General features: G+C 64.2%; 13 protein-coding genes and 3 rRNA genes. 13 read left to right on the top strand and 3 right to left on the bottom strand.

What is annotated here, in order from left to right; all coding sequences use genetic code 11:
* The first annotated feature begins 11 nt into the window (after nt 1-11).
* Nucleotides 12-1139 (top strand): bifunctional 2-methylcitrate synthase/citrate synthase, encoded by a 1128-nt coding sequence (locus tag HNR14_RS07540; RefSeq protein WP_179700555.1) that lies wholly within the window; start codon nt 12-14, stop codon nt 1137-1139.
* 43 nt (nt 1140-1182) lie between these two features.
* Here the strand turns inward: HNR14_RS07540 and HNR14_RS07535 are convergent, their stop codons facing one another.
* The gene (locus HNR14_RS07535; RefSeq protein ID WP_179700554.1) at nt 1183-2370 is read right to left on the bottom strand and encodes an acetyl-CoA C-acetyltransferase; all 1188 of its coding nucleotides are present in this window, start codon (nt 2368-2370) and stop codon (nt 1183-1185) included.
* 207 nt (nt 2371-2577) lie between these two features.
* Here HNR14_RS07535 and HNR14_RS07530 point away from each other — a divergent pair, with 207 nt between their 5' ends.
* The gene (locus tag HNR14_RS07530; RefSeq protein ID WP_179700553.1) at nt 2578-3342 is read left to right on the top strand and encodes a JAB domain-containing protein; all 765 of its coding nucleotides are present in this window, start codon (nt 2578-2580) and stop codon (nt 3340-3342) included.
* Here HNR14_RS07530 and aspS read toward each other — a convergent pair.
* On the bottom strand, nt 3272-4585 hold the full coding sequence (gene aspS / locus HNR14_RS07525) for an aspartate--tRNA(Asn) ligase (protein ID WP_218875388.1): 1314 nt from the start codon (nt 4583-4585) through the stop codon (nt 3272-3274). The two genes, HNR14_RS07530 and aspS, sit on opposite strands and share 71 nt — an antisense overlap.
* A 121-nt stretch (nt 4586-4706) precedes the next feature.
* Between aspS and HNR14_RS07520 the strand changes: the two genes are divergently transcribed.
* The 10 genes from HNR14_RS07520 (at nt 4707) to HNR14_RS07475 (ending at nt 18530) form a co-directional block, all read left to right on the top strand.
* Complete coding sequence (locus tag HNR14_RS07520) at nt 4707-5420, top strand: histidine phosphatase family protein (RefSeq protein ID WP_179700551.1); 714 nt, start codon at nt 4707-4709, stop codon at nt 5418-5420.
* On the top strand, nt 5420-6040 hold the full coding sequence (locus HNR14_RS07515) for a TlpA family protein disulfide reductase (protein WP_021765520.1): 621 nt from the start codon (nt 5420-5422) through the stop codon (nt 6038-6040). Before HNR14_RS07520 ends, HNR14_RS07515 begins: the two co-directional genes overlap by 1 nt.
* A 1-nt stretch (nt 6041) precedes the next feature.
* Entirely contained in the window at nt 6042-6782 is a 741-nt protein-coding gene (locus HNR14_RS07510) for a cytochrome c biogenesis protein CcdA (protein ID WP_179700550.1), read from the top strand.
* Nucleotides 6766-8391 carry a cytochrome c biogenesis protein ResB gene (gene resB, locus HNR14_RS07505; RefSeq protein WP_179700549.1) on the top strand — a complete coding sequence of 542 codons (1626 nt, stop codon included), beginning with the start codon at nt 6766-6768 and terminating at the stop codon, nt 8389-8391. Before HNR14_RS07510 ends, resB begins: the two co-directional genes overlap by 17 nt.
* Nucleotides 8392-8400: 9 nt before the next feature.
* Nucleotides 8401-9471: a c-type cytochrome biogenesis protein CcsB gene (gene ccsB, locus HNR14_RS07500; protein ID WP_179700548.1), complete on the top strand. Its 1071-nt coding sequence runs from the start codon at nt 8401-8403 to the stop codon at nt 9469-9471.
* Between the two features lie 740 nt (nt 9472-10211).
* Nucleotides 10212-11735: ribosomal RNA gene (locus HNR14_RS07495) — 16S ribosomal RNA — on the top strand.
* Nucleotides 11736-12146: 411 nt separating this feature from the next.
* A 23S ribosomal RNA gene (locus HNR14_RS07490) occupies nt 12147-15259 on the top strand.
* Between the two features lie 134 nt (nt 15260-15393).
* Nucleotides 15394-15510: ribosomal RNA gene (gene rrf, locus HNR14_RS07485) — 5S ribosomal RNA — on the top strand.
* Together the 16S, 23S and 5S rRNA genes form the textbook arrangement of a ribosomal RNA operon.
* A gap of 1072 nt (nt 15511-16582) precedes the next feature.
* Nucleotides 16583-17536, top strand: coding sequence for a tetratricopeptide repeat protein (locus HNR14_RS07480; RefSeq protein ID WP_179700547.1), 954 nt, complete (start codon nt 16583-16585; stop codon nt 17534-17536).
* Nucleotides 17511-18530 (top strand): HAD-IIA family hydrolase, encoded by a 1020-nt coding sequence (locus tag HNR14_RS07475; protein ID WP_179702579.1) that lies wholly within the window; start codon nt 17511-17513, stop codon nt 18528-18530. Before HNR14_RS07480 ends, HNR14_RS07475 begins: the two co-directional genes overlap by 26 nt.
* An 18-nt stretch (nt 18531-18548) precedes the next feature.
* On the opposite strand, the gene HNR14_RS07470 is transcribed toward HNR14_RS07475, so the two are convergent.
* Nucleotides 18549-19541, bottom strand: coding sequence for an o-succinylbenzoate synthase (locus HNR14_RS07470; protein WP_179700546.1), 993 nt, complete (start codon nt 19539-19541; stop codon nt 18549-18551).
* Nucleotides 19542-19597: 56 nt separating this feature from the next.
* Between HNR14_RS07470 and HNR14_RS07465 the strand changes: the two genes are divergently transcribed.
* On the top strand, nt 19598-20509 hold the full coding sequence (locus HNR14_RS07465) for a 1,4-dihydroxy-2-naphthoyl-CoA synthase (protein WP_179700545.1): 912 nt from the start codon (nt 19598-19600) through the stop codon (nt 20507-20509).
* Nucleotides 20510-20513: the final 4 nt, after the last annotated feature.

Raw genomic sequence — 20513 nt, 5'->3', positions numbered from 1 at the left:
AAGGAGCTCGCATGACCGATCCGCAGATCCACAAGGGCCTCGCCGGGGTCGTGGCGGACACCACCACCGTCTCGTCCGTGAATCCGGAGACCAACTCCCTGCTCTACCGCGGTTATCCCGTGCAGGAGCTCGCGGCGCACTGCTCGTTCGAGGAGGTCGCCTTCCTCCTCTGGAACGGGGAACTGCCCACCGCGGATCAGCGCGAGGCGTTCGAAGCCCAGGAGCGCTCCCTCCGCCGTCTCGACGACCGCACCCGCCGCGCTCTCGATGACATCCCGACCTCGGCCCACCCGATGGACGCTCTCCGCACCGCCGTCAGCCAGCTCGGCGGCCTGGACGACTCCCTCGAGCAGTCCGACGGAATCCTCGATCCCGAGCTCAACGCGGGCCGAGCCATCTATCTCCTCGCCCAGCTCCCGACGATCGTCGCGTACATCCAGCGCCGCCGCCGCGGCCTGGAGCCGGTCGAGCCCCGCGACGATCTGGACTATTCGCGCAACTTCCTGTGGCTCACCTTCGGGGAGGTTCCGGACGACGTGGTCGTCGACGCCTTCCGCGTCTCGCTGGTGCTCTATGCGGAGCACTCCTTCAACGCCTCCACCTTCACCGCGCGCGTGATCGCCTCCACTCTCTCGGATGTCTACTCCGCCGTCACGGGCGCGATCGGCGCCCTCAAAGGCCCCCTCCACGGCGGTGCCAACGAGGCTGTCATGCACGCCTTCGATGAGATCGGCAGCGCCGATAAGGCCGAAGCCTGGCTCGACTCCGCCCTGGCCGAGAAGCGCAAGATCATGGGCTTCGGCCACCGCGTCTACAAGAACGGCGATTCCCGCGTCCCGACCATGAAGGCCGCCCTGGAGTCCCTCGTCGAGCACTACGACCGGCAGGAAGTGCTCGACCTCTACAACGCCCTCGAATCCGCGATGGTCGAGCGCAAGAACATCAAGCCCAACCTCGACTACCCGTCGGGCCCCGCCTACAACCTCATGGGTTTCGACACCGACACCTTCACCCCCCTGTTCGCCGCTGCGCGCGTCACCGGCTGGACCGCCCACGTCTTCGAGCAGTACGCAGCCAACTCCCTCATCCGCCCCCTCTCGCAGTACACGGGCCCGGAGGAGCGCCACCTGGATCGCTGACCAGTCCGGGCGACGCCCTCGCTCGCGGTTGCTTCCGCCGCCCTCAGCGCCAGAGCAGCAGCGCTTCCCCCTGGCCGCCTCCACCGCACAGCGCCACGGCCGCACGCCCGGATCCTCGGCGAGCGAGTTCGTGCGCGGCATGGCCGGCCAGCCGTGCACCCGACGCGCCGATCGGGTGCCCGAGCGCGATCGCGCCGCCGTGGACGTTCACAATGTCGCTGTCCACACCGAGATCGGCCATCGACTGCAGCGCCACCGCGGCGAACGCCTCGTTGATCTCGATCAAGTCGAGGTCATCCACGCTCCACCCAGCTCGGGACAGGGCGGCCTCGATCGCGTGCGACGGCTGCGAATGGAGCGAGTTGTCCGGTCCCGCCACCTGGCCACTCGCACCCACGACGGCCAGCCAGTCCAGTCCGAGCCGCTCGGCGTTCCCCCGAGTGGTCAGTACCAGCGCTGCCGCGCCATCACTCAGCGGGGAAGAGTTGCCGGCCGTCAATGTGCCGCCCTCCGCGAAGCTCGGGGCGAGCCGAGCCAGTGTCCCGGGCGTCGAATCGGGGCGCACCCCCTCATCACTGCTGACGACGATCGGCTCGCCCTTACGCTGCGGAATGCTGACCGGTGCGATCTCGTCGTCGAAGACGCCCGCCGCCGCAGCGGCTCCCGCCCGCTGGTGCGACGCAGCGGAGAATGCGTCCTGCGCCTCCCGGGTGAGCCCGAGCCGTTCGGTGTAGCGCTCGGTCGACGCTCCCATCGAGATCCCGTCGAAGGCGTCGGTCAGTCCGTCGTGCGCGGCGGAGTCGAGGGCCTGGATGGATCCGTAGGTCCAGCCCGTGCGTGAACCGGGAAGGACGTGCGGCGCATTGGTCATCGACTCCTGACCGCCGGCGACGACGACCGTCGCCTCGCCCGAACGGATCAGTCGTGCCGCGTCCGTCACGGCGGCGAGCCCGGAGAGGCAGACCTTGTTGATCGTGGTCGCCGGGACGTTCCAGCCGATCCCCGCCGCGATGGCCGTCTGTCGCGCGGGGTTCTGGCCGGCGCCCGCCTGGAGCACCTGCCCGAAGATCACCGCGTCGACTGCATCGGCATCGAGTCCGGAGCGCTTCAGCGCTTGGGCGAGCGCTGCGGCACCGAGCTGGACCGCGGTCTGCGAGGCGAGGGCTCCCTTGATCTTGCCGAACGGGGTTCGGGCGGCGGACAGGATGACGACGTCGTCCGGACTGACCATGTGCTGCTCCTTACGTTGCTGTGACTCCATTGTGTCTCCGCCGGCGCCGGCCATCCCGGATCGCGAAGAATCCGTGGACAGATCGTTGATCCACAGGCCTGTGGAGAACTTTCGTCGCGCTTCTCCACAGCAATGCCTCATCGGAGACTTCTCCACAGATTTCCGGTCCCATGGCCGGGTGCGCCCAGCGATTCCTACCGTGGTGTCATGTCCCAGCAACCACCAGATGAGGAGGAGTCCCTTGCAAGCGTCCCCGTACACGACCGGCCGCGCGAGCGCATGCGGCGGCTCGGTGTCGGATCACTCACCGACGACGAGGTGCTCGCGCTCGTGCTCGGATCCGGGCAGACCGGGAAGAGCGTGCGCGCCCTCGCACGCTCGATCCTCCGCCGCACCGGCGGGTTCCCCGGCCTCGCGATGATGGACTTCGCGCGGCTCGAGACCCTTCCCGGCGTGGGCCCCGCGACGGCGGGCCGCCTCGTCGCGATCATCGAGATCTGGCGGCGAGCCGGCACGTCATCCGCCTGGACGCGCCTGGTCGACGACAAGGCGATCGCCGACATCGTCAGGCCGGAGCTTCTGCATCGTGACAGCGAGCGCTTTCTCGTGGTCGTCGCCGACCGCGCGTCCCGTCCGCTCGAGCTCGTCCTCCTCCGCGACGGCGGGGTCGACGACGCACGCATCCAGCCGGCGGACGTCCTGCAGTCGGTCATCACCCGGGGAGGCAGGTCGTTCGCCGTCGCGCACAACCATCCGTCCGGGGTCACCGATGCGTCTGTCGCCGACCTGGTGCTCACCCGTCGACTCGATCAGGCGGCTGCGACGATCGGGCTCCGCTTCCTCGGCCACATCCTCGTCGCGGGCGACCAGTGGTCGGCGATCGCCTCGCCCGGGACGGGTCCTACGGGGTCAGGCGGGTCGGCCCGCGGAAGAGATAGGTCGTCTCGCGAAGGTTCGAAAGGTGGAGCATGAGCATCAGCACGCGCGCCAGGCCCATCCCGAATCCGCCGTGCGGCGGCACGCCGTAGCGGAAGAAGGCGAGGACATCCTCGAGCTCCTCGACCGAGAGGCCCTTCTCGCGTGCCTGCTTCTCGATGACGTCGACCCGGTGCTCGCGCTGGGCCCCTGTGGAGATCTCGACGCCGTTGAAGATGAGGTCGTAGCTCTTGGTGATCGAGTCATCGTCCTCATGACGCATGTGGTAGTACGGGCGGATCGTCGAGGCGTAGTCCGTCAGGAAAACGAACTCATGACCGTAGGTCTCCTTCACGTACGCGGAGATCTGGCGCTCGCCCTCGGGGTCCATGTCGTCGTCGTCACGCGGAACCTCGTAGCCGCGCTCGGCCACGATCCGCTTGGCCTCGGCGAGCGGGATCCGCGGGAACGGCGTCGCAGGCACGGTGACCTCGACGCCGAACAGCGCCTCGATCTCCTCGCCGTGCTTCTCCTTGACCGCCGTGAATCCGGCGACGAGGAGTTCCTCGTGCACCTTCATGACGTCCTCGTGACTGTCGATCCAGCTGAGCTCGGTGTCGATGCTCGTGAACTCGGTCGCGTGCCGGCTGGTGAAGCTGGGGTCGGCGCGGAACGCCGGCCCGATCTCGAACACGCGGCCGAAGCCGGCGGCCTGAGCCATCTGCTTGAAGATCTGCGGGCTCTGCGCGAGGTAGGCGGTGGTCTCGAAGTAGTCCAGCTCGAAAAGCTCGGCCCGCGACTCGGAGGCGGAGGCCATCAGCTTCGGGGTGTGGATCTCGACGAAGCCGTTCTCGACCCAGTACTGACGGAGCGCGTGCTCGAACGTCGTCTGCACGCGGAAGATCAGGTTGTTCTTCGGCTCGCGCAGATCGAGGAAGCGCCAGTCCATGCGCTTGTCGATACCGCTGTCGGCGGCGATGGGTGTCTCCGGGATGGCGGCGGTCTCCACGGTGAGAGAGCTCAGCTTGATCTCGATGCCGCCGAGCTTGACGCGCTCGTCGTGCTTCAGCTCGCCAGTGGCGCGCACGAAGCTTCCCTGAGAAAGACCGGAGATGGTGGTGGCGGGCTCGTCGGCGACGACCGTGCCGTCCTCCGCGACGGTGCGCGGGTTGACCAGCTGCACCGCTCCGGACTCGTCGCGCAGCACGACGAACTGCACCTTCTTCTGGTCCCGGACGGTTTCAACCCATCCGGCGACGCTGACGGGGCCGTCAGGATGGGCGGCGAGGTCTCTGATCAAAACGCGTGCGGTCACGATCAGCAAGCCTACCGCCCGGGCCTACCGCCCGGAGGGGGCCCGATGCGGGTGCCCGTGCCCGCGCTCAGTGAATTCAAGGGAAGAGGCTCCGTAGACTGGGGCTGTGGTAGCAAGCCAGGTTCATCTCGTCCGCCATGGCGAGGTGTTCAATCCCGACGGCATCCTGTATGGCAGGCTGCCGGGCTTCGGCCTCTCCAAACTCGGGCACAGGATGGCTCAGGCCGCGGCCGACGAGATCATCTCGCGCGGTCGCCCCGTGACCGCTGTCCGCGTCTCCCCGCTGCAGCGGACCCGCGAATCGGCCGCCCCTGTCCTGGCAGCGGTCGGGTTGGAGCCCATGATCGACGAACGGATCATCGAGCCGACGAACCACTTCGAAGGCACCGTCATGCGGCGCGCGCTCAAGAAGCCGCAGAACTGGCCGTTCTTGATCAATCCGATCCGCCCGAGCTGGGGCGAGGCCTACGCGAGCATCGAGAAGCGTATGCGGGCGGCCATCGACGACGCCTTCGAGTCCGTCGACGACGGCGATGTCGTCCTGGTCAGCCACCAGCTCCCCATCTGGATCTCCCATCTCTCGGTCGCCGGCGAGCGGTTCTGGCACGACCCGCGTTCCCGGCGCTGCGCCCTCTCGAGCATCACGACCTTCGAGCGCACCACCGAGCCGGCAGCGACGCCGGCCGGCGGAGCAACAGCTCCTGGACCAGCAGCGGATTCCGCAGATGCCACCGCACCTGTCCTCCGTCTCATCGAGGTCGGGTACGTCGAGCCCGCCGCCGATCTCCAAGCATCGGCGACCGATGTGGGAGCCGTGTGATGCGCACCCCGAAGACCCGAACCCGACGGCGCCTCGCTCTCGTGCTGCCCGCCGCGGCCGCCGCGACCGCGCTCCTGCTCAGCGGCTGCACGGCCAACGACAGCCTCGCCTCGCAGTACCGCTCCGGCAGCGGCCAGAACTACATCGCCGGGGACGGCACGGTCAGTGAGTTCGCCGCAGGCAGCCGTGGCGACGCGGTCAGCTTCCAGGGCGAACTCGCCGACGGTTCACCGGTCTCCTCCAAGGACTACACCGGCGACGTCCTCGTCGTGAACTTCTGGTACGCGGGGTGCCCGCCGTGCCGGGTCGAGGCTCCCGACCTCGAGGCGCTCTACCAGAAGTACAAGACCGAGGGAGTCGATTTCCTCGGCGTCAACCTCTACGACTCGGCAAGCACGGCCGCGAGCTTCGAGAAGGACAAGGGCGTGACGTACCCGTCGGTCCTCGACCGTGACACCGGATCCGTGCTCCTCGCCTTCAGCAAGACCGTCCCGCCGAAGGCGACGCCGACCACTCTGGTGATCGACAAGAAGGGGCGCGTCTCCGCGCGCATCCTGGGCGCGATCCCCGACCGCAGTATCCTCGACTCGCTGATCTCCGACGCCGTGGCCGAGAACTGACGTGGGAGGCGTGGGAGAGATCGTCTTCAGCGGCCAGCTGGCGCTGGCGCTGCCGATCGCGTTGCTCGCCGGCCTCGTGTCGTTCGCGTCGCCGTGCGTGCTCCCGCTCGTACCGGGATACCTGGCCTACGTCGGCGGCATCAGCGACCCGGGAGGCAAGCGGGATCGGTCCCGTGTGGTCACCGGAGTCGCGCTGTTCGTCCTCGGCTTCGCCGTCGTGTTCATCGCCTACGGCGCCGCTTTCGGCGCGCTGGGGCTCTGGCTGGTGCGCTGGCAGGAGATCGTGATCCGGGTCCTCGGCGTCCTCGTGGTCATCATGGGCCTGGTATTCATCGGGCAGTTCTCTTTCCTCCAACGCACGATCAAGCCGGGCTGGCGGCCGGCGACGGGACTGATCGGTGCCCCGCTCCTCGGGATCGTGTTCGGCCTCGGCTGGACGCCCTGCATCGGTCCGACCCTCGCGGCCATCAGCGCGCTGAGCGTGGGCACGGGCTCACCGTGGCGCGGTGCCCTCCTCGGGCTCTTCTACTGCATCGGGCTCGGCATCCCGTTCTTGCTCGTGGCTCTCGGCTTCGACTGGGTTGCGGGGTCGGTCGCCTTCATCAAGCGACACATCCGCACCATCAACATCATCGGCGGCGTCCTGCTGGTGATCATCGGCATTCTCATGGCCTCGGGCCTCTGGAGCGCAATCATGTCCCAGTTCTTGGCGGTGATCCAAGGTTTTGAGCCGGCCCTCTGATCACATCGACTCCGCGCCTCCGCACGTCGACCCCGACGTCGTCCAGCCGAAGCTGGGCCCCCTGGGGTGGCTGCGCTGGTTCTGGCGGCAGCTCACGAGCATGCGGACGGCACTGTTCCTGCTCCTGCTGCTGGCGGTCGCGGCCGTGCCCGGATCCCTGGTCCCGCAGCGCACAGCCGACCCGAACGGCGTCATCCAGTACTTCACCGACAACCCGCAGCTCGCGCCGGTTCTCGACAAGCTGCAGTTCTTCGACGTCTACACGTCGGCATGGTTCTCGGCCATCTACCTGCTGCTGTTCGCATCCCTGATCGGATGCATCATCCCGCGCACGAAGCACCACTTCATCGCGATGCGCGCCAAGCCGCCGAAGACGCCCGTACGCCTGACCCGGATGGCGGGGTTCCAGGCGCGGATCCTGCCGTCGGAGCTCCGAGCCGACGCGCCCGAGCCGATCGCCGAGGCGCGGGAGATCCTCCGGAAGGCCCGCTACCGGACCGCGATCTACGAAGACGGCCGTTCGGTCTCCGTCTCGGCCGAACGCGGCTATCTGCGTGAGAGCGGAAACCTGGTCTTCCATATCGCCCTCCTGGGCGTCCTGGTCGCGATCGGCGTCGGCGGCGGCTTCGGCTACACCGGGCAGAAGGTGGTCGTCGAGGGGCAGAGCTTCGTGAACAGCCTGCCCTCGTACAACTCGTTCAACCCGGGACGCTTCTTCAGCGACGCGGCTCTCGCACCGTTCTCCATCCGCGTTGACAAGCTCGACGTGTCGTACGAGACCAAGAACAAGAACGCGGTCGGCGCTCCGCTCGACTACACGGCGCACGTGAAGACGACGGGGCCGGGCGATGCGTCGAGCTCGACCACCATCAAGGTGAACGAACCTCTCGCCATCGGCGGGACGAACGTGTACCTCCTCGGAAACGGATATGCGCCGACCGTCACGGTGCGCGACCCCAGCGGCAAGGTCGTCTTCAGCGACTCCGTCCCGTTCCTGGCGGAGGACGCGCGGCTCACCTCGTTGGGCTGGATCAAGATCCCGGACGGATTGAAGGACCAGGTCGGGATGAGGGGCTTCTTCTATCCGACCGTCGGCGACAGCCAGACGGCGAGCGGAGCCCTGACCTCCACGTTCCCGGGTCTGAACGATCCGCTGCTCAGCCTGAACGTGTACGTCGGAGATCTCGGCGTCGACAGCGGCGTCCCGCAATCGGTCTACAGCCTCAACACGGACAAGCTGAAGCAGGTGGCCGGCCCGCCGACTACGACCAAGGCCCTGCAGATCAAGCTCGGCCAGACGGTCGAGCTTCCGAACGGCCTCGGGACGATCTCGCTCGACAACGTGAAGCGTTACGTCTCACTCGACGTTCATCACGATCCCGCGCAGGGGTGGGTGCTCGCCTTCGCGGTGCTGATCTTCGCCGGACTACTGACCGCCCTGTTCGTCCCGCGACGTCGTATCTGGGTGAAAGCCGTCGAGAACCAGGACGGCTCGCTCACGCTGGAGTACGCTGGCCTCGCCCGTGGTGAGGACCCCAACCTGATCGCCGCCGTCTCCGCCATCGCGGACGAACACGCGACCTCCCTCACCCGCCAACAGAAGAATTAGGTTTTCACCGTGACCGAGACCCTGTCCCAGCTCTCCACCGTGTTCATCTACGCGGCGATGGGGGTCTACGCCGCCGCGTTCATCGCATTCGCGCTCGATCTCGCCAGACGCGGGGCGCGGGTGACAGCGGTCGAGGCCGCATCGGTTCCCAGCGCCGTCGCCCGGCGCGCCGCCGTGCCGGCGAACGCGGGAGCGCGCACGACGATCACAGCCGACACCGGTGGATCCCCGCACGTGGAGGCACCACCGAGTTCTGCGCTCGGACGGCTCTCGTCCCGGATCAGCTCGCGCATCGAGGACGATGTGATGAACGGGTCGGTCTCGTCGACGTCGATCCGCTGGGCTTTCACGCTCACGATCATCGGCTTCGCCTTCCACCTCGTGGCGACGGTGCTCCGCGGGATCGCGGCCGCCCGGGTCCCGTGGGCAAACATGTGGGAGTTCTCGATGACGGGGACCCTTGTCATCATCGGCGTCTTCTTGGTCGCCAACCTCAAGTGGGACATCAAGTACCTCGGGACGTTCATCGTCGGGTTGGTCCTGGTGCTCCAGGGCATCGCCCTTCTTCGGTACTACGTTCCGGTGGTCCCGCTCCAGCCGGCACTGCAGTCGTACTGGCTCGTCATCCACATCATCGTCGCCGTGCTGGGCACGGCCTTCTTCGCGCTCGGTTTCGCGCTTTCCGGTCTGCAGTTGCTGCAGTACCGGCGCGAGCGGCAGATCGTGGAGTCGCGTCCGCAGCAGTTCCGGTTCCTCGCGACCCTGCCGAGTTCGGTCGCGCTCGAGAACCTGGCCTACCGGATCAACATCGTCGGCTTCATCGCGTGGACCTTCACCCTCATCGCCGGAGCGATCTGGGCCGAGAAGGCATGGGGTCGTTACTGGGGTTGGGACACCAAGGAGGTCTGGACCTTCGTGATCTGGGTCATCTACGCGGGGTACATCCACGCTCGCGCCACCCGCGGATGGCGCGGATCCCGTTCGGCTTGGCTGGCGATCATCGGCTTCGCCGCCGTGATGTTCAACTTCGGGATCGTGAACGTGTTCTTCAAGGGACTGCACACGTACTCGGGGTTGTGACCCGCCCCCTCACGTCGACCGAAAAGCGTCGGCCGGAATCCTGCACAGGATCCGGGCCGGCGCTTTCGTCATTCCGGGGCTGGTTCTTCAGCGGGGACTACCGCCGACGGCGGGTCGGCACCCGTCGGGGCGCTTCACGAAAATCCGCGTGATTCCGCGGAAGTCAAGCGCGACACGCCCGGGATGATCGCGAGATTTGCACGCTCTCGGGGACCTGCGTAAAGTACTTACTTGTCACCCCAAAGGTGCGGGAGAGCGGAAGAGCTTCCCGGCCTCAAGAGGGACCAAATCCTTAGCCTAGCGGCAAATCGGAACTTGTAAGAGTTCCTTTGTTGCGCTTAGGATTAACACCCCACTCACTGAACAGGTCTAACCGGTTCGGTTCGTGCAAATCGGATGTATCCCACGATGGATGAACGAAAGAGCGCGAAACGGCCGACTTGACAAACTGACTGAGAGTGGTAAGGTAGAGAAGTTGCCTCACAGAGCAGCCCGAGAGGGTGAAAGGTGAGAGCGTCCGATCCTTGAGAACTCAACAGCGTGCACAATGTCAAATGCCAAATAACCTCGGTATTGACTTGAAAGACTTCGGTCTGATGGTCGATACGAGATTCCTTTGGATTAGAACAGAATGTCAGTAGATATTCGAAACTAGTCAAGACAAACTCGCAGTGCTTGGACACATTTCCTGTCCTGCCTGCACAATGTTTCCCAGTCGCTTGCGACTGTGGAGCTAAACATTTACGGAGAGTTTGATCCTGGCTCAGGACGAACGCTGGCGGCGTGCTTAACACATGCAAGTCGAACGATGAACCAGGAGCTTGCTCTTGGGGATTAGTGGCGAACGGGTGAGTAACACGTGAGTAACCTGCCCTTGACTCTGGGATAACCTCCGGAAACGGAAGCTAATACCGGATACGAACTGCGAAGGCATCTTCAGCAGTTGGAAAGAACTTCGGTCAAGGATGGACTCGCGGCCTATCAGGTAGTTGGTGAGGTAAAGGCTCACCAAGCCTACGACGGGTAGCCGGCCTGAGAGGGTGACCGGCCACACTGGGACTGAGACACGGCCCAGACTCCTACGGGAGGCAGCAGTGGGGAATATTGCACAATGGGCGCAAGCCTGATGCAGCAACGCCGCGTGAGGGATGACGGCCTTCGGGTTGTAAACCTCTTTTAGTAGGGAAGAAGCGAAAGTGACGGTACCTGCAGAAAAAGCACCGGCTAACTACGTGCCAGCAGCCGCGGTAATACGTAGGGTGCGAGCGTTGTCCGGAATTATTGGGCGTAAAGAGCTCGTAGGCGGTCTGTCGCGTCTGCTGTGAAAACCCGAGGCTCAACCTCGGGCCTGCAGTGGGTACGGGCAGACTAGAGTGCGGTAGGGGAGAATGGAATTCCTGGTGTAGCGGTGGAATGCGCAGATATCAGGAGGAACACCGATGGCGAAGGCAGTTCTCTGGGCCGTAACTGACGCTGAGGAGCGAAAGCGTGGGGAGCGAACAGGATTAGATACCCTGGTAGTCCACGCCGTAAACGTTGGGCGCTAGATGTGGGGACCATTCCACGGTTTCCGTGTCGCAGCTAACGCATTAAGCGCCCCGCCTGGGGAGTACGGCCGCAAGGCTAAAACTCAAAGGAATTGACGGGGGCCCGCACAAGCGGCGGAGCATGCGGATTAATTCGATGCAACGCGAAGAACCTTACCAAGGCTTGACATATACGAGAACGGGCTAGAAATAGTCAACTCTTTGGACACTCGTAAACAGGTGGTGCATGGTTGTCGTCAGCTCGTGTCGTGAGATGTTGGGTTAAGTCCCGCAACGAGCGCAACCCTCGTTCTATGTTGCCAGCACGTAATGGTGGGAACTCATAGGAGACTGCCGGGGTCAACTCGGAGGAAGGTGGGGATGACGTCAAATCATCATGCCCCTTATGTCTTGGGCTTCACGCATGCTACAATGGCCGGTACAAAGGGCTGCAATACCGCAAGGTGGAGCGAATCCCAAAAAGCCGGTCTCAGTTCGGATTGAGGTCTGCAACTCGACCTCATGAAGTCGGAGTCGCTAGTAATCGCAGATCAGCAACGCTGCGGTGAATACGTTCCCGGGCCTTGTACACACCGCCCGTCAAGTCATGAAAGTCGGTAACACCCGAAGCCGGTGGCCTAACCCTTGTGGAAGGAGCCGTCGAAGGTGGGATCGGTGATTAGGACTAAGTCGTAACAAGGTAGCCGTACCGGAAGGTGCGGCTGGATCACCTCCTTTCTAAGGAGCATCTGGCACCCTCGGGTGTCCAGGCGCCGGATCTGAGCAAACGTCTCAGCCGGTAGCTCATGGGTGGAACATTGACATTGGTGCAGAGCCGAACGGCTCGAACTCAGTACATCCCTTGCGGATAGGAAAGGCTCGGACCCGGAAGTCCTGCACATGCACGCTGTTGGGTCCTGAGGGACCGGACCTCATCGGAACAGATGAGAACCGAATCCTCTGGACCTTTTCTTGTCGGTCATAACTCGGCCGGCGGAGAAGGTACCGCCCGTACTTTGAGAACTACACAGTGGACGCGAGCATCTTAGATTCGAACCTTCGGGTTCGGATCACAAAAGATGATCTGATTTATTAGATCATTGGTCAATCTGCTCACTTAGGTGAGCCGATCGATTCAAACTCATGTGATTTCAAATTTCTAAGAGCAAACGGTGGATGCCTTGGCATCTGGAGCCGAAGAAGGACGTAGTAATCTGCGATAAGCCTCGGGGAGCTGATAAACGAGCTTTGATCCGAGGATCTCCGAATGGGGAAACCCCGCTGGGCCCTTTGGGTGACCCAGTGACTCCCGCCTGAATATATAGGGCGGGTAGAGGGAACGTGGGGAAGTGAAACATCTCAGTACCCACAGGAAGAGAAAGCAAAAGCGATTCCGTTAGTAGTGGCGAGCGAAACCGGAAGAGGCTAAACCGATCATGTGTGATAGCCGGCAGGCGTTGCATGGTCGGGGTTGTGGGACTTTTCTGCTGCTTCTGCCGAACAGCGAACGTTACAAAGGATCATAGGTGAATGGCATTGAAAGGCCAGCCACAGAGGGTGCCAGCCCCGTAACCGAAATGGTCCAATGGCGTGAAGAGTATCCCAAGTAGCACGGGGCCCGAGAAATCCCGTGTGAATCTGTCAGGACCACCTGATAAGCCTAAATACTCCCAGATGACCGATAGCGGACAAGTACCGTGAGGGAAAGGTGAAAAGTACCCCGGGAGGGGAGTGAAATAGTACCTGAAACCGTTTGCTTACAAACCGTTGGAGCCTCCTTGTAGGGGTGACAGCGTGCCTTTTGAAGAATGAGCCTGCGAGTTAGTGATATGTGGCGAGGTTAACCCGTGAGGGGCAGCCGTAGCGAAAGCGAGTCTGAATAGGGCGATTCAGTCGCATGTCCTAGACCCGAAGCGAAGTGATCTATCCATGGCCAGGTTGAAGCGACGGTAAGACGTCGTGGAGGACCGAACCCACTTAGGTTGAAAACTGAGGGGATGAGCTGTGGATAGGGGTGAAAGGCCAATCAAACTTCGTGATAGCTGGTTCTCTCCGAAATGCATTTAGGTGCAGCGTTGCGTGTTTCTTGCCGGAGGTAGAGCTACTGGATGGCCGATGGGCCCCAAAAGGTTACTGACGTCAGCCAAACTCCGAATGCCGGTAAGTGAGAGCGCAGCAGTGAGACGGTGGGGGATAAGCTTCATCGTCGAGAGGGAAACAACCCAGACCACCAACTAAGGTCCCTAAGCGCGTGCTAAGTGGGAAAGGATGTGGAGTTGCACAGACAACCAGGAGGTTGGCTTAGAAGCAGCCACCCTTGAAAGAGTGCGTAATAGCTCACTGGTCAAGTGATTCCGCGCCGACAATGTAACGGGGCTCAAGCACGCCACCGAAGTTGTGGCATTGACATTATTGGTAGGCCTTCGTGGTCCAGCCGTGTTGATGGGTAGGAGAGCGTCGTGTGGCCAGCGAAGCGGCGGTGTAAACCAGCCGTGGAGGCCACACGAGTGAGAATGCAGGCATGAGTAGCGAAAGACGGGTGAGAAACCCGTCCTCCGAAAGACCAAGGGTTCCAGGGCCAGGCTAATCCGCCCTGGGTAAGTCGGGACCTAAGGCGAGGCCGACAGGCGTAGTCGATGGACAACGGGTTGATATTCCCGTACCGGCGAAGAACCGCCCAAGCTAATCCAGTGGTGCTAAGAGTCCTAATCCTGGTGACGGATCCCTTCGGGGTGAAGCTCCAGGCCTAACGCTCGACCCCATGCTGGTGCGGCTAGCGTATTAACAGGTGTGACGCAGGAAGGTAGCTGTACCGGGCGATGGTTGTCCCGGGGCAAGGATGTAGGGCGAGAGATAGGCAAATCCGTCTCTCATACAGCCTGAGATCTTACGCATAGCCGTCAAGGCGAATTCAGTGATCCTATGCTGCCAAGAAAAGCATCGACGCGAGGTTCAAGCCGCCCGTACCCCAAACCGACTCAGGTGGTCAGGTAGAGAATACCAAGGAGATCGAGAGAATCGTGGTTAAGGAACTCGGCAAAATGCCCCCGTAACTTCGGGAGAAGGGGGGCCTGAGGCGTGAAGGGATTTACTCCTGGAGCGTTTGAAGGCCGCAGAGACCAGTGGGAAGCGACTGTTTACTAAAAACACAGGTCCGTGCCAAGTCGCAAGACGATGTATACGGACTGACGCCTGCCCGGTGCTGGAAGGTTAAGAGGAAGGGTTAGCTTCGGCGAAGCTCAGAATTTAAGCCCCAGTAAACGGCGGTGGTAACTATAACCATCCTAAGGTAGCGAAATTCCTTGTCGGGTAAGTTCCGACCTGCACGAATGGCGTAACGACTTCCCAGCTGTCTCAACCGCGAACTCGGCGAAATTGCACTACGAGTAAAGATGCTCGTTACGCGCAGCAGGACGGAAAGACCCCGTGACCTTTACTATAGTTTGGTATTGGTGTTCGGTGTGGCTTGTGTAGGATAGGTGGGAGACTTTGAAGCGGACACGCCAGTGTTCGTGGAGTCAATGTTGAAATACCACTCTGGTCACTCTGGATATCTAACTTAGAACCGTAATCCGGTTCAGGGACAGTGCCTGATGGGTAGTTTAACTGGGGCGGTTGCCTCCCAAAAAGTAACGGAGGCGCCCAAAGGTTCCCTCAACCTGGTTGGCAATCAGGTGTCGAGTGTAAGTGCACAAGGGAGCTTGACTGTGAGACTGACAAGTCGAGCAGGGACGAAAGTCGGGACTAGTGATCCGGCAGTGGCTTGTGGAAGCGCTGTCGCTCAACGGATAAAAGGTACCTCGGGGATAACAGGCTGATCTTGCCCAAGAGTCCATATCGACGGCATGGTTTGGCACCTCGATGTCGGCTCGTCGCATCCTGGGGCTGGAGTAGGTCCCAAGGGTTGGGCTGTTCGCCCATTAAAGCGGTACGCGAGCTGGGTTTAGAACGTCGTGAGACAGTTCGGTCCCTATCCGCTGCGCGCGCAGGAAATTTGAGAGGATCTGACCCTAGTACGAGAGGACCGGGTTGGACGAACCTCTGGTGTGTCAGTTGTTCCGCCAGGAGCACCGCTGATTAGCTACGTTCGGGATGGATAACCGCTGAAAGCATCTAAGCGGGAAGCCGGCCTCAAGATGAGATTTCCATGCCTTCGGGCGAGAGGCTCCCAGCTAGACTACTGGGTTGATAGGCCGGATGTGGAAGTGGGGACTAAAGACCCATGGAGCTGACCGGTACTAATAAGCCGATAATTTGATAATCACTATCTTCATACTGTTGTAAGGCTGGTATGAGGAGCCAAGATTGCTTGCGTCCACTATGTGGTTCTCGATGTACGGTCGAGAACTGAAACAATCGTGATGATTGTTCGTTCACTTTGATACATCAATAGTGTTTCGGCGGCCATAGCGAGAGGGAAACGCCCGGTTACATTCCGAACCCGGAAGCTAAGACTCTCTGCGCCGATGGTACTGCAGGGGGGACCCTGTGGGAGAGTAGGACACCGCCGGACTTCTTTGTGAGATGGCCACCCAGTGATGGGTGGCCATTTCGCGTTAACAGGTCCTTTTCCGCGCTCGCAGACCCGCGCGTGAACACCCCAACGTAGGCTGGGCTCGAAAGCCCGCCATTCGACAGGAGACGTCGTGAGCGACACCCCAGACGACAAGGACGCCCGGAAGAACGGGCGCAGTGATCGCGGAGCTGCGGGTAGCGGCGATCGACGACGTTCGGACTCCGGTCCTAGCGACCGCGGGGATCGTGGTGCCGGCTCGGGTAGAAGCGATCGCTCCGGCGGATCCGACCGTGGCTATGGCAAGGGTGCCGAGCGTGGTGGAGCTCCGAAGCGTGGCGGATATTCGCGCGATGGCCAGGGCTCGAGCGGGCAGCGATCGGGTTCCGATCGGCCGGCCGGCGAGCGTGGCGGATATTCGCGTGATGGCCAGCGTTCCGGGGGTGACCGTGGCGGCTACTCGCGTGGCGGTCAGGGTTCGGGTGGTGAGCGTGGCGGGTATTCGCGTGATGGTCAGCGCTCCGGTGGCGACCGTGGCGGGTATTCGCGTGATGGTCAGCGTTCTGGTGGCGACCGTGGCGGGTATTCGCGTGATGGTCAGCGTTCTGGTGGCGACCGTGGGGGCTACTCCCGCGGCGGTCAGGGTTCGGGCGGTCAGCGTTCTGGTGGTGAGCGCGGTGGATACTCGCGTGACGCGCAGCGTTCTGGTGGTGAGCGCGGTGGATACTCGCGTGACGCGCAGCGTTCGGGTGGTGACCGTGGCGGGTACTCCCGTGATGGTCAGCGTTCTGGTGGTGAGCGCGGCGGGTATTCGCGTGGCGGTCAGGGCTCTGGCGGTCAGCGTTCCGGTGGTGAGCGCGGCGGGTATTCGCGTGATGGTCAGCGTTCCGGTGGTGAGCGCGGTGGCTACTCACGCGACGGCCAGCGGCCCGGTGGTGACCGCGGCGGTCGTGGCGGTCGCGATGAGAAGCTGTGGACGCGCGACGGGGCGCCGGCGCGCGGAGATCGGGACGCGCGCGAGCGTGAACTGCGCTCCGATGAAGAGATCGAACGCTCGCGGGAGCTGCGCTCGGTGCGGCCGCACCACGATGACCCGGAGATCCCCGAGGGCGTCGTCGCCCGCGACCTCCCGGGCGAGGCACGCGTCGAGCTCAAGACCCTCAGCAAGGACAACGCGGAGTGGGTCGCCCAGCACCTGGTGATGGTCTCGCGACTCATCGAGAGTGACCCGGAGCAGGCGCACCGCCACGCTCTCTCCGCAGCCCGACGTGCCGGCCGGATCGGCATGGTGCGCGAGACGCTCGCCATCACGGCGTACGCGACGGGCGATTTCGCGCTCGCGTTGCGCGAGCTCCGCACTTATCGACGCATCTCCGGATCCAACGACCAGCTTCCGCTGATGGTCGACAGCGAACGCGGGGTCGGCCGACCGGACCGTGCACTCGAGCTGGGTCGATCGGTCGAGAAGGCGTCGCTGCCTGCCGACGTACAGGTGTCCCTCGCGATCGCGATGTCGGGCGCCCGCCTGGACCTCGGACAGCCGGAGGCCGCGCTGGCCGAGCTCGAGATCCCGCAACTGGACCCGAATCGTGCGTTCAGCTGGAGCCCCGACCTCTTCCACGCCTACGCGGAAGTGCTCGAGGAGCTCGGCCGCGACGATCAGGCGGCCTCGTGGCGCGAGCGGGCCGAGCACGCCGCCGAAGCGCTGGCGGACGCCCTCGACTTCGACGAGCACGAGACCGTCGACGTGATCGAGGAAGAGGTCTTCCTGGATCCCGCCGACTTCTCCGCTGCGGCCGTCGAGGCCGAGGTGGACGAACTGCTCGCGGACGACGTGGACGAACTGCTCGCGGACGACGTGGACGAGCCGGCCGAAGCTGAGGCCGACGGCGAACCGGTGGACGACGTCGAGACCGAAACCGAAATGGAATCGGTGGAAGACGTCGAGCCCGAGCCCGAGGCTGAGCTCGAGACCGCCGAGGAGAAGGGTGAGCTCGACGATGGCGCTGTTCCGACGGAGCACTGACACATCAACCCCTCTGGACGGTGTGGACGTGCTGCTCGCCGACCTGGACGGCGTGGTCTACAAGGGTCCATCGGCCATCCCGCACGCGGTCGAAAGCCTGAACGGCGCGGCTGAAACCGTGCGTGTCGGTTACATCACGAACAATGCCTCCCGCACCGATGCGTCGGTCGCCTCCCATCTGAGCGAGCTCGGCCTGCAGGTGCAGCCGAGCGACGTGGTGACCTCACCACAGGCAGCGGTCCGCCTCCTCAGCGCACACGTGGCAGCCGGATCGCGGATCCTCGTGATCGGTGGCGACGGCCTGGTCGACGAGGTCGAGAAGGGCGGGTTCACCGTCACGCGGTCGGCTGACGACGACCCTGCCGCGGTCATCCAGGGTTTCGCTCCCGAAGTCGGCTGGGCGCAGCTCGCGGAGGCCGCGTTCGCGCTCCAAGGGCGCACGGACACCGAGCGTCCGTGGATCGCGACGAACACCGATTGGACGATCCCCGTGGCGCGGGGCATCGCCCCGGGCAACGGGACGCTCGTGTCCGCGGTGCACACGGCCGCCGGCCGACTGCCTCTGGTGGCGGGTAAGCCCGAGGTGGCGATCTTCGAGGAGGCGGTCGCGCGATTCGGCGCGAAGAAGCCGCTCTTCATCGGCGATCGCCTCGACACCGACATCCTCGGCGCGAACCGCGCGGGCATCGATTCGGTGCTCGTGCTGACCGGCATCGACGGCGCCAAGCAGCTCATCGCGGCTGACGCCAACTCCCGGCCGACCTACATCCTCCGCGACTTGCGCGGGCTGGCCCAGCCATATCCCACGACCACGACCGCCCGTGACGGCGCGGTGACGGTGGGCGACGCGACCGTCGCGATCGAGGGCAACGACGTTCGCATCCGTGCCGCGGGGACGGACGAACTCGACCTGCTCCGCGCCGCGTGCGCCGCGATCTGGAACTCCGGCCGGGCGATCTACGGACTCGAGGTCCCGGAGAGCCTGTACGCCTGAGCGTGCCCGCCGAGAGGCTCACAGGGCCGTGGCGTGCTCCACGATGCGGTAGCAGCGGCGGACCCGGTCGAGCCACCACTCGCGCCGGTCGGCAGGCGCCTCCAGCGCGGCCAGCTTCGACGCGTCGACCGCCGGCCGGACGACCGGGATGAACCCGTCGACCGGGAGGAGTGGCTCGACCGCCACATCCTGCACGAACATCGCGACAGTGCCCAGCCCGCAGTCGAACTCGAGCTCGGGAACCGCAGCGGCGAGATGGGCGCCCATTGCGATTCCCACCGAGGTGTCGATGGCGCTCGAGACGACGACGGGCAGCCCCGCCTCGGCGACGATGCGCAACGCGGAGTGGATGCCGCCCAGCGGCTGCGCCTTGACGATCAGCAGATCCGCAGCGCCGGCACGGGCGACCGCGAGCGGATCCTCGGCCTTGCGCACGCTCTCGTCGGCTGCGATGGGGATGTCCATGTAAGCGGTGCGGCGGCGGATCTCGGCGAGCTCGTCGACGGTCGCGCACGGCTGCTCGACGTACTCGAGATCGAAGGGGGCCAGGGCGTGGATGGCGTGCTCCGCCTCATCCACGTTCCAGAGCGTATTCGCGTCCACCCGGATCCGGCCTTCCGGACCGAGCCGCTCCCGCACGGCGCGGACGCGTTCGACGTCGTCCGCGAGGGACTGGCCGGGCTCGGCGACCTTCACCTTCGCGGTCCGCGCCCCGGGGTACCGATCGAGCACGGAGCCGACCTCGGACGCGGGGACGGCTGGGACGGTGGCGTTCACGGGGATCCGGTCGCGCTGGAGCGGAGGCGTGGGACGCCAGCCGAAGTCGATGGCCGCGTGCAGCCAGGCGGCCGCCTCGTGGTCCGCGTACTCCACGAAGGGTGAGAACTCGGTCCAGCCCTCGGGGCCCTCGAACAGGACCGCCTCCCGGACGGTGATTCCGCGGAAGCGGGAGGTCATCGGCACGCTCACCACGCGCGCTGTCATCAACAGGTCGCGCAGCTGGGGCTCCATTCCACAAGTTTGGCACGGCCGACCCCGCACGGAGCCGCCGACCATAGTCTTGATGCATGGCAGCGGCAATCTCAGAGATCTTCGATCCGACGCAGTGGGTGGAGGCACCCGGCTTCGGTGGGCTCACCGACATCACCTATCACCACGACGTCTCGGGACGGATCGCGCGCGTCGCGTTCAACCGCCCCGAGGTGCGCAACGCCTTCCGGCCGCACACCGTCGACGAGCTCTACGCGGCACTCGAAAACGCCCGCACCAACTCGCGCATCGGTGTGGTGCTGCTGACGGGCAACGGGCCGAGTCCGAAGGACGGGGGATGGGCGTTCTGCTCGGGCGGCGACCAGCGCATCCGCGGTCGTGACGGCTACAAGTATGCGGAGGGTGAGACCGCTGCCGGGATCGATGCGGCGCGCAGCGGCCGCCTGCACATCCTCGAGGTGCAGCGCCTGATCCGGTTCATGCCGAAGGTCGTGATCGCGGTCGTGCCCGGCTGGGCGGCGGGTGGAGGCCACTCGCTGCATGTCGTGTGCGACCTGTCGATCGCGAGCGCCGAGCACGGACGTTTCAAGCAGACGGACGCGGACGTCGGCTCGTTCGACGCCGGTTACGGGAGCGCCTACTTCGCGCGGCAGGTCGGGCAGAAGGTGGGCCGGGAGGTCTTCTTCCTGGCTCGGGAGTACTCGGCGCAGCGCGCCTACGAGATGGGGGCCGTGAACGCCGTCGTCCCGCACGCGGAGCTCGAGTCGACGGCTCTGGAGTGGGCCAGGGAGATCCTGACGAAGTCGCCGACCGCCATCAGGATGCTGAAGTTCGCGTTCAACGCCGTGGACGACGGCCTGGTCGGGCAGCAGGTCTTCGCCGGGGAGGCGACGAGACTGGCATACGGCACCGACGAGGCGGTCGAGGGGCGCGACTCCTTCCTGCAGAAGCGCGAACCGGACTGGTCGCCGTTCCCGTGGCAGTACTGAGCGG

The sequence above is a fragment of the Leifsonia naganoensis genome (assembly GCF_013410615.1).
In the GTDB taxonomy this organism is placed as follows: Bacteria; Actinomycetota; Actinomycetes; order Actinomycetales; family Microbacteriaceae; genus Leifsonia; species Leifsonia aquatica.
This window is presented reverse-complemented; position numbering and strand designations above follow the sequence as displayed.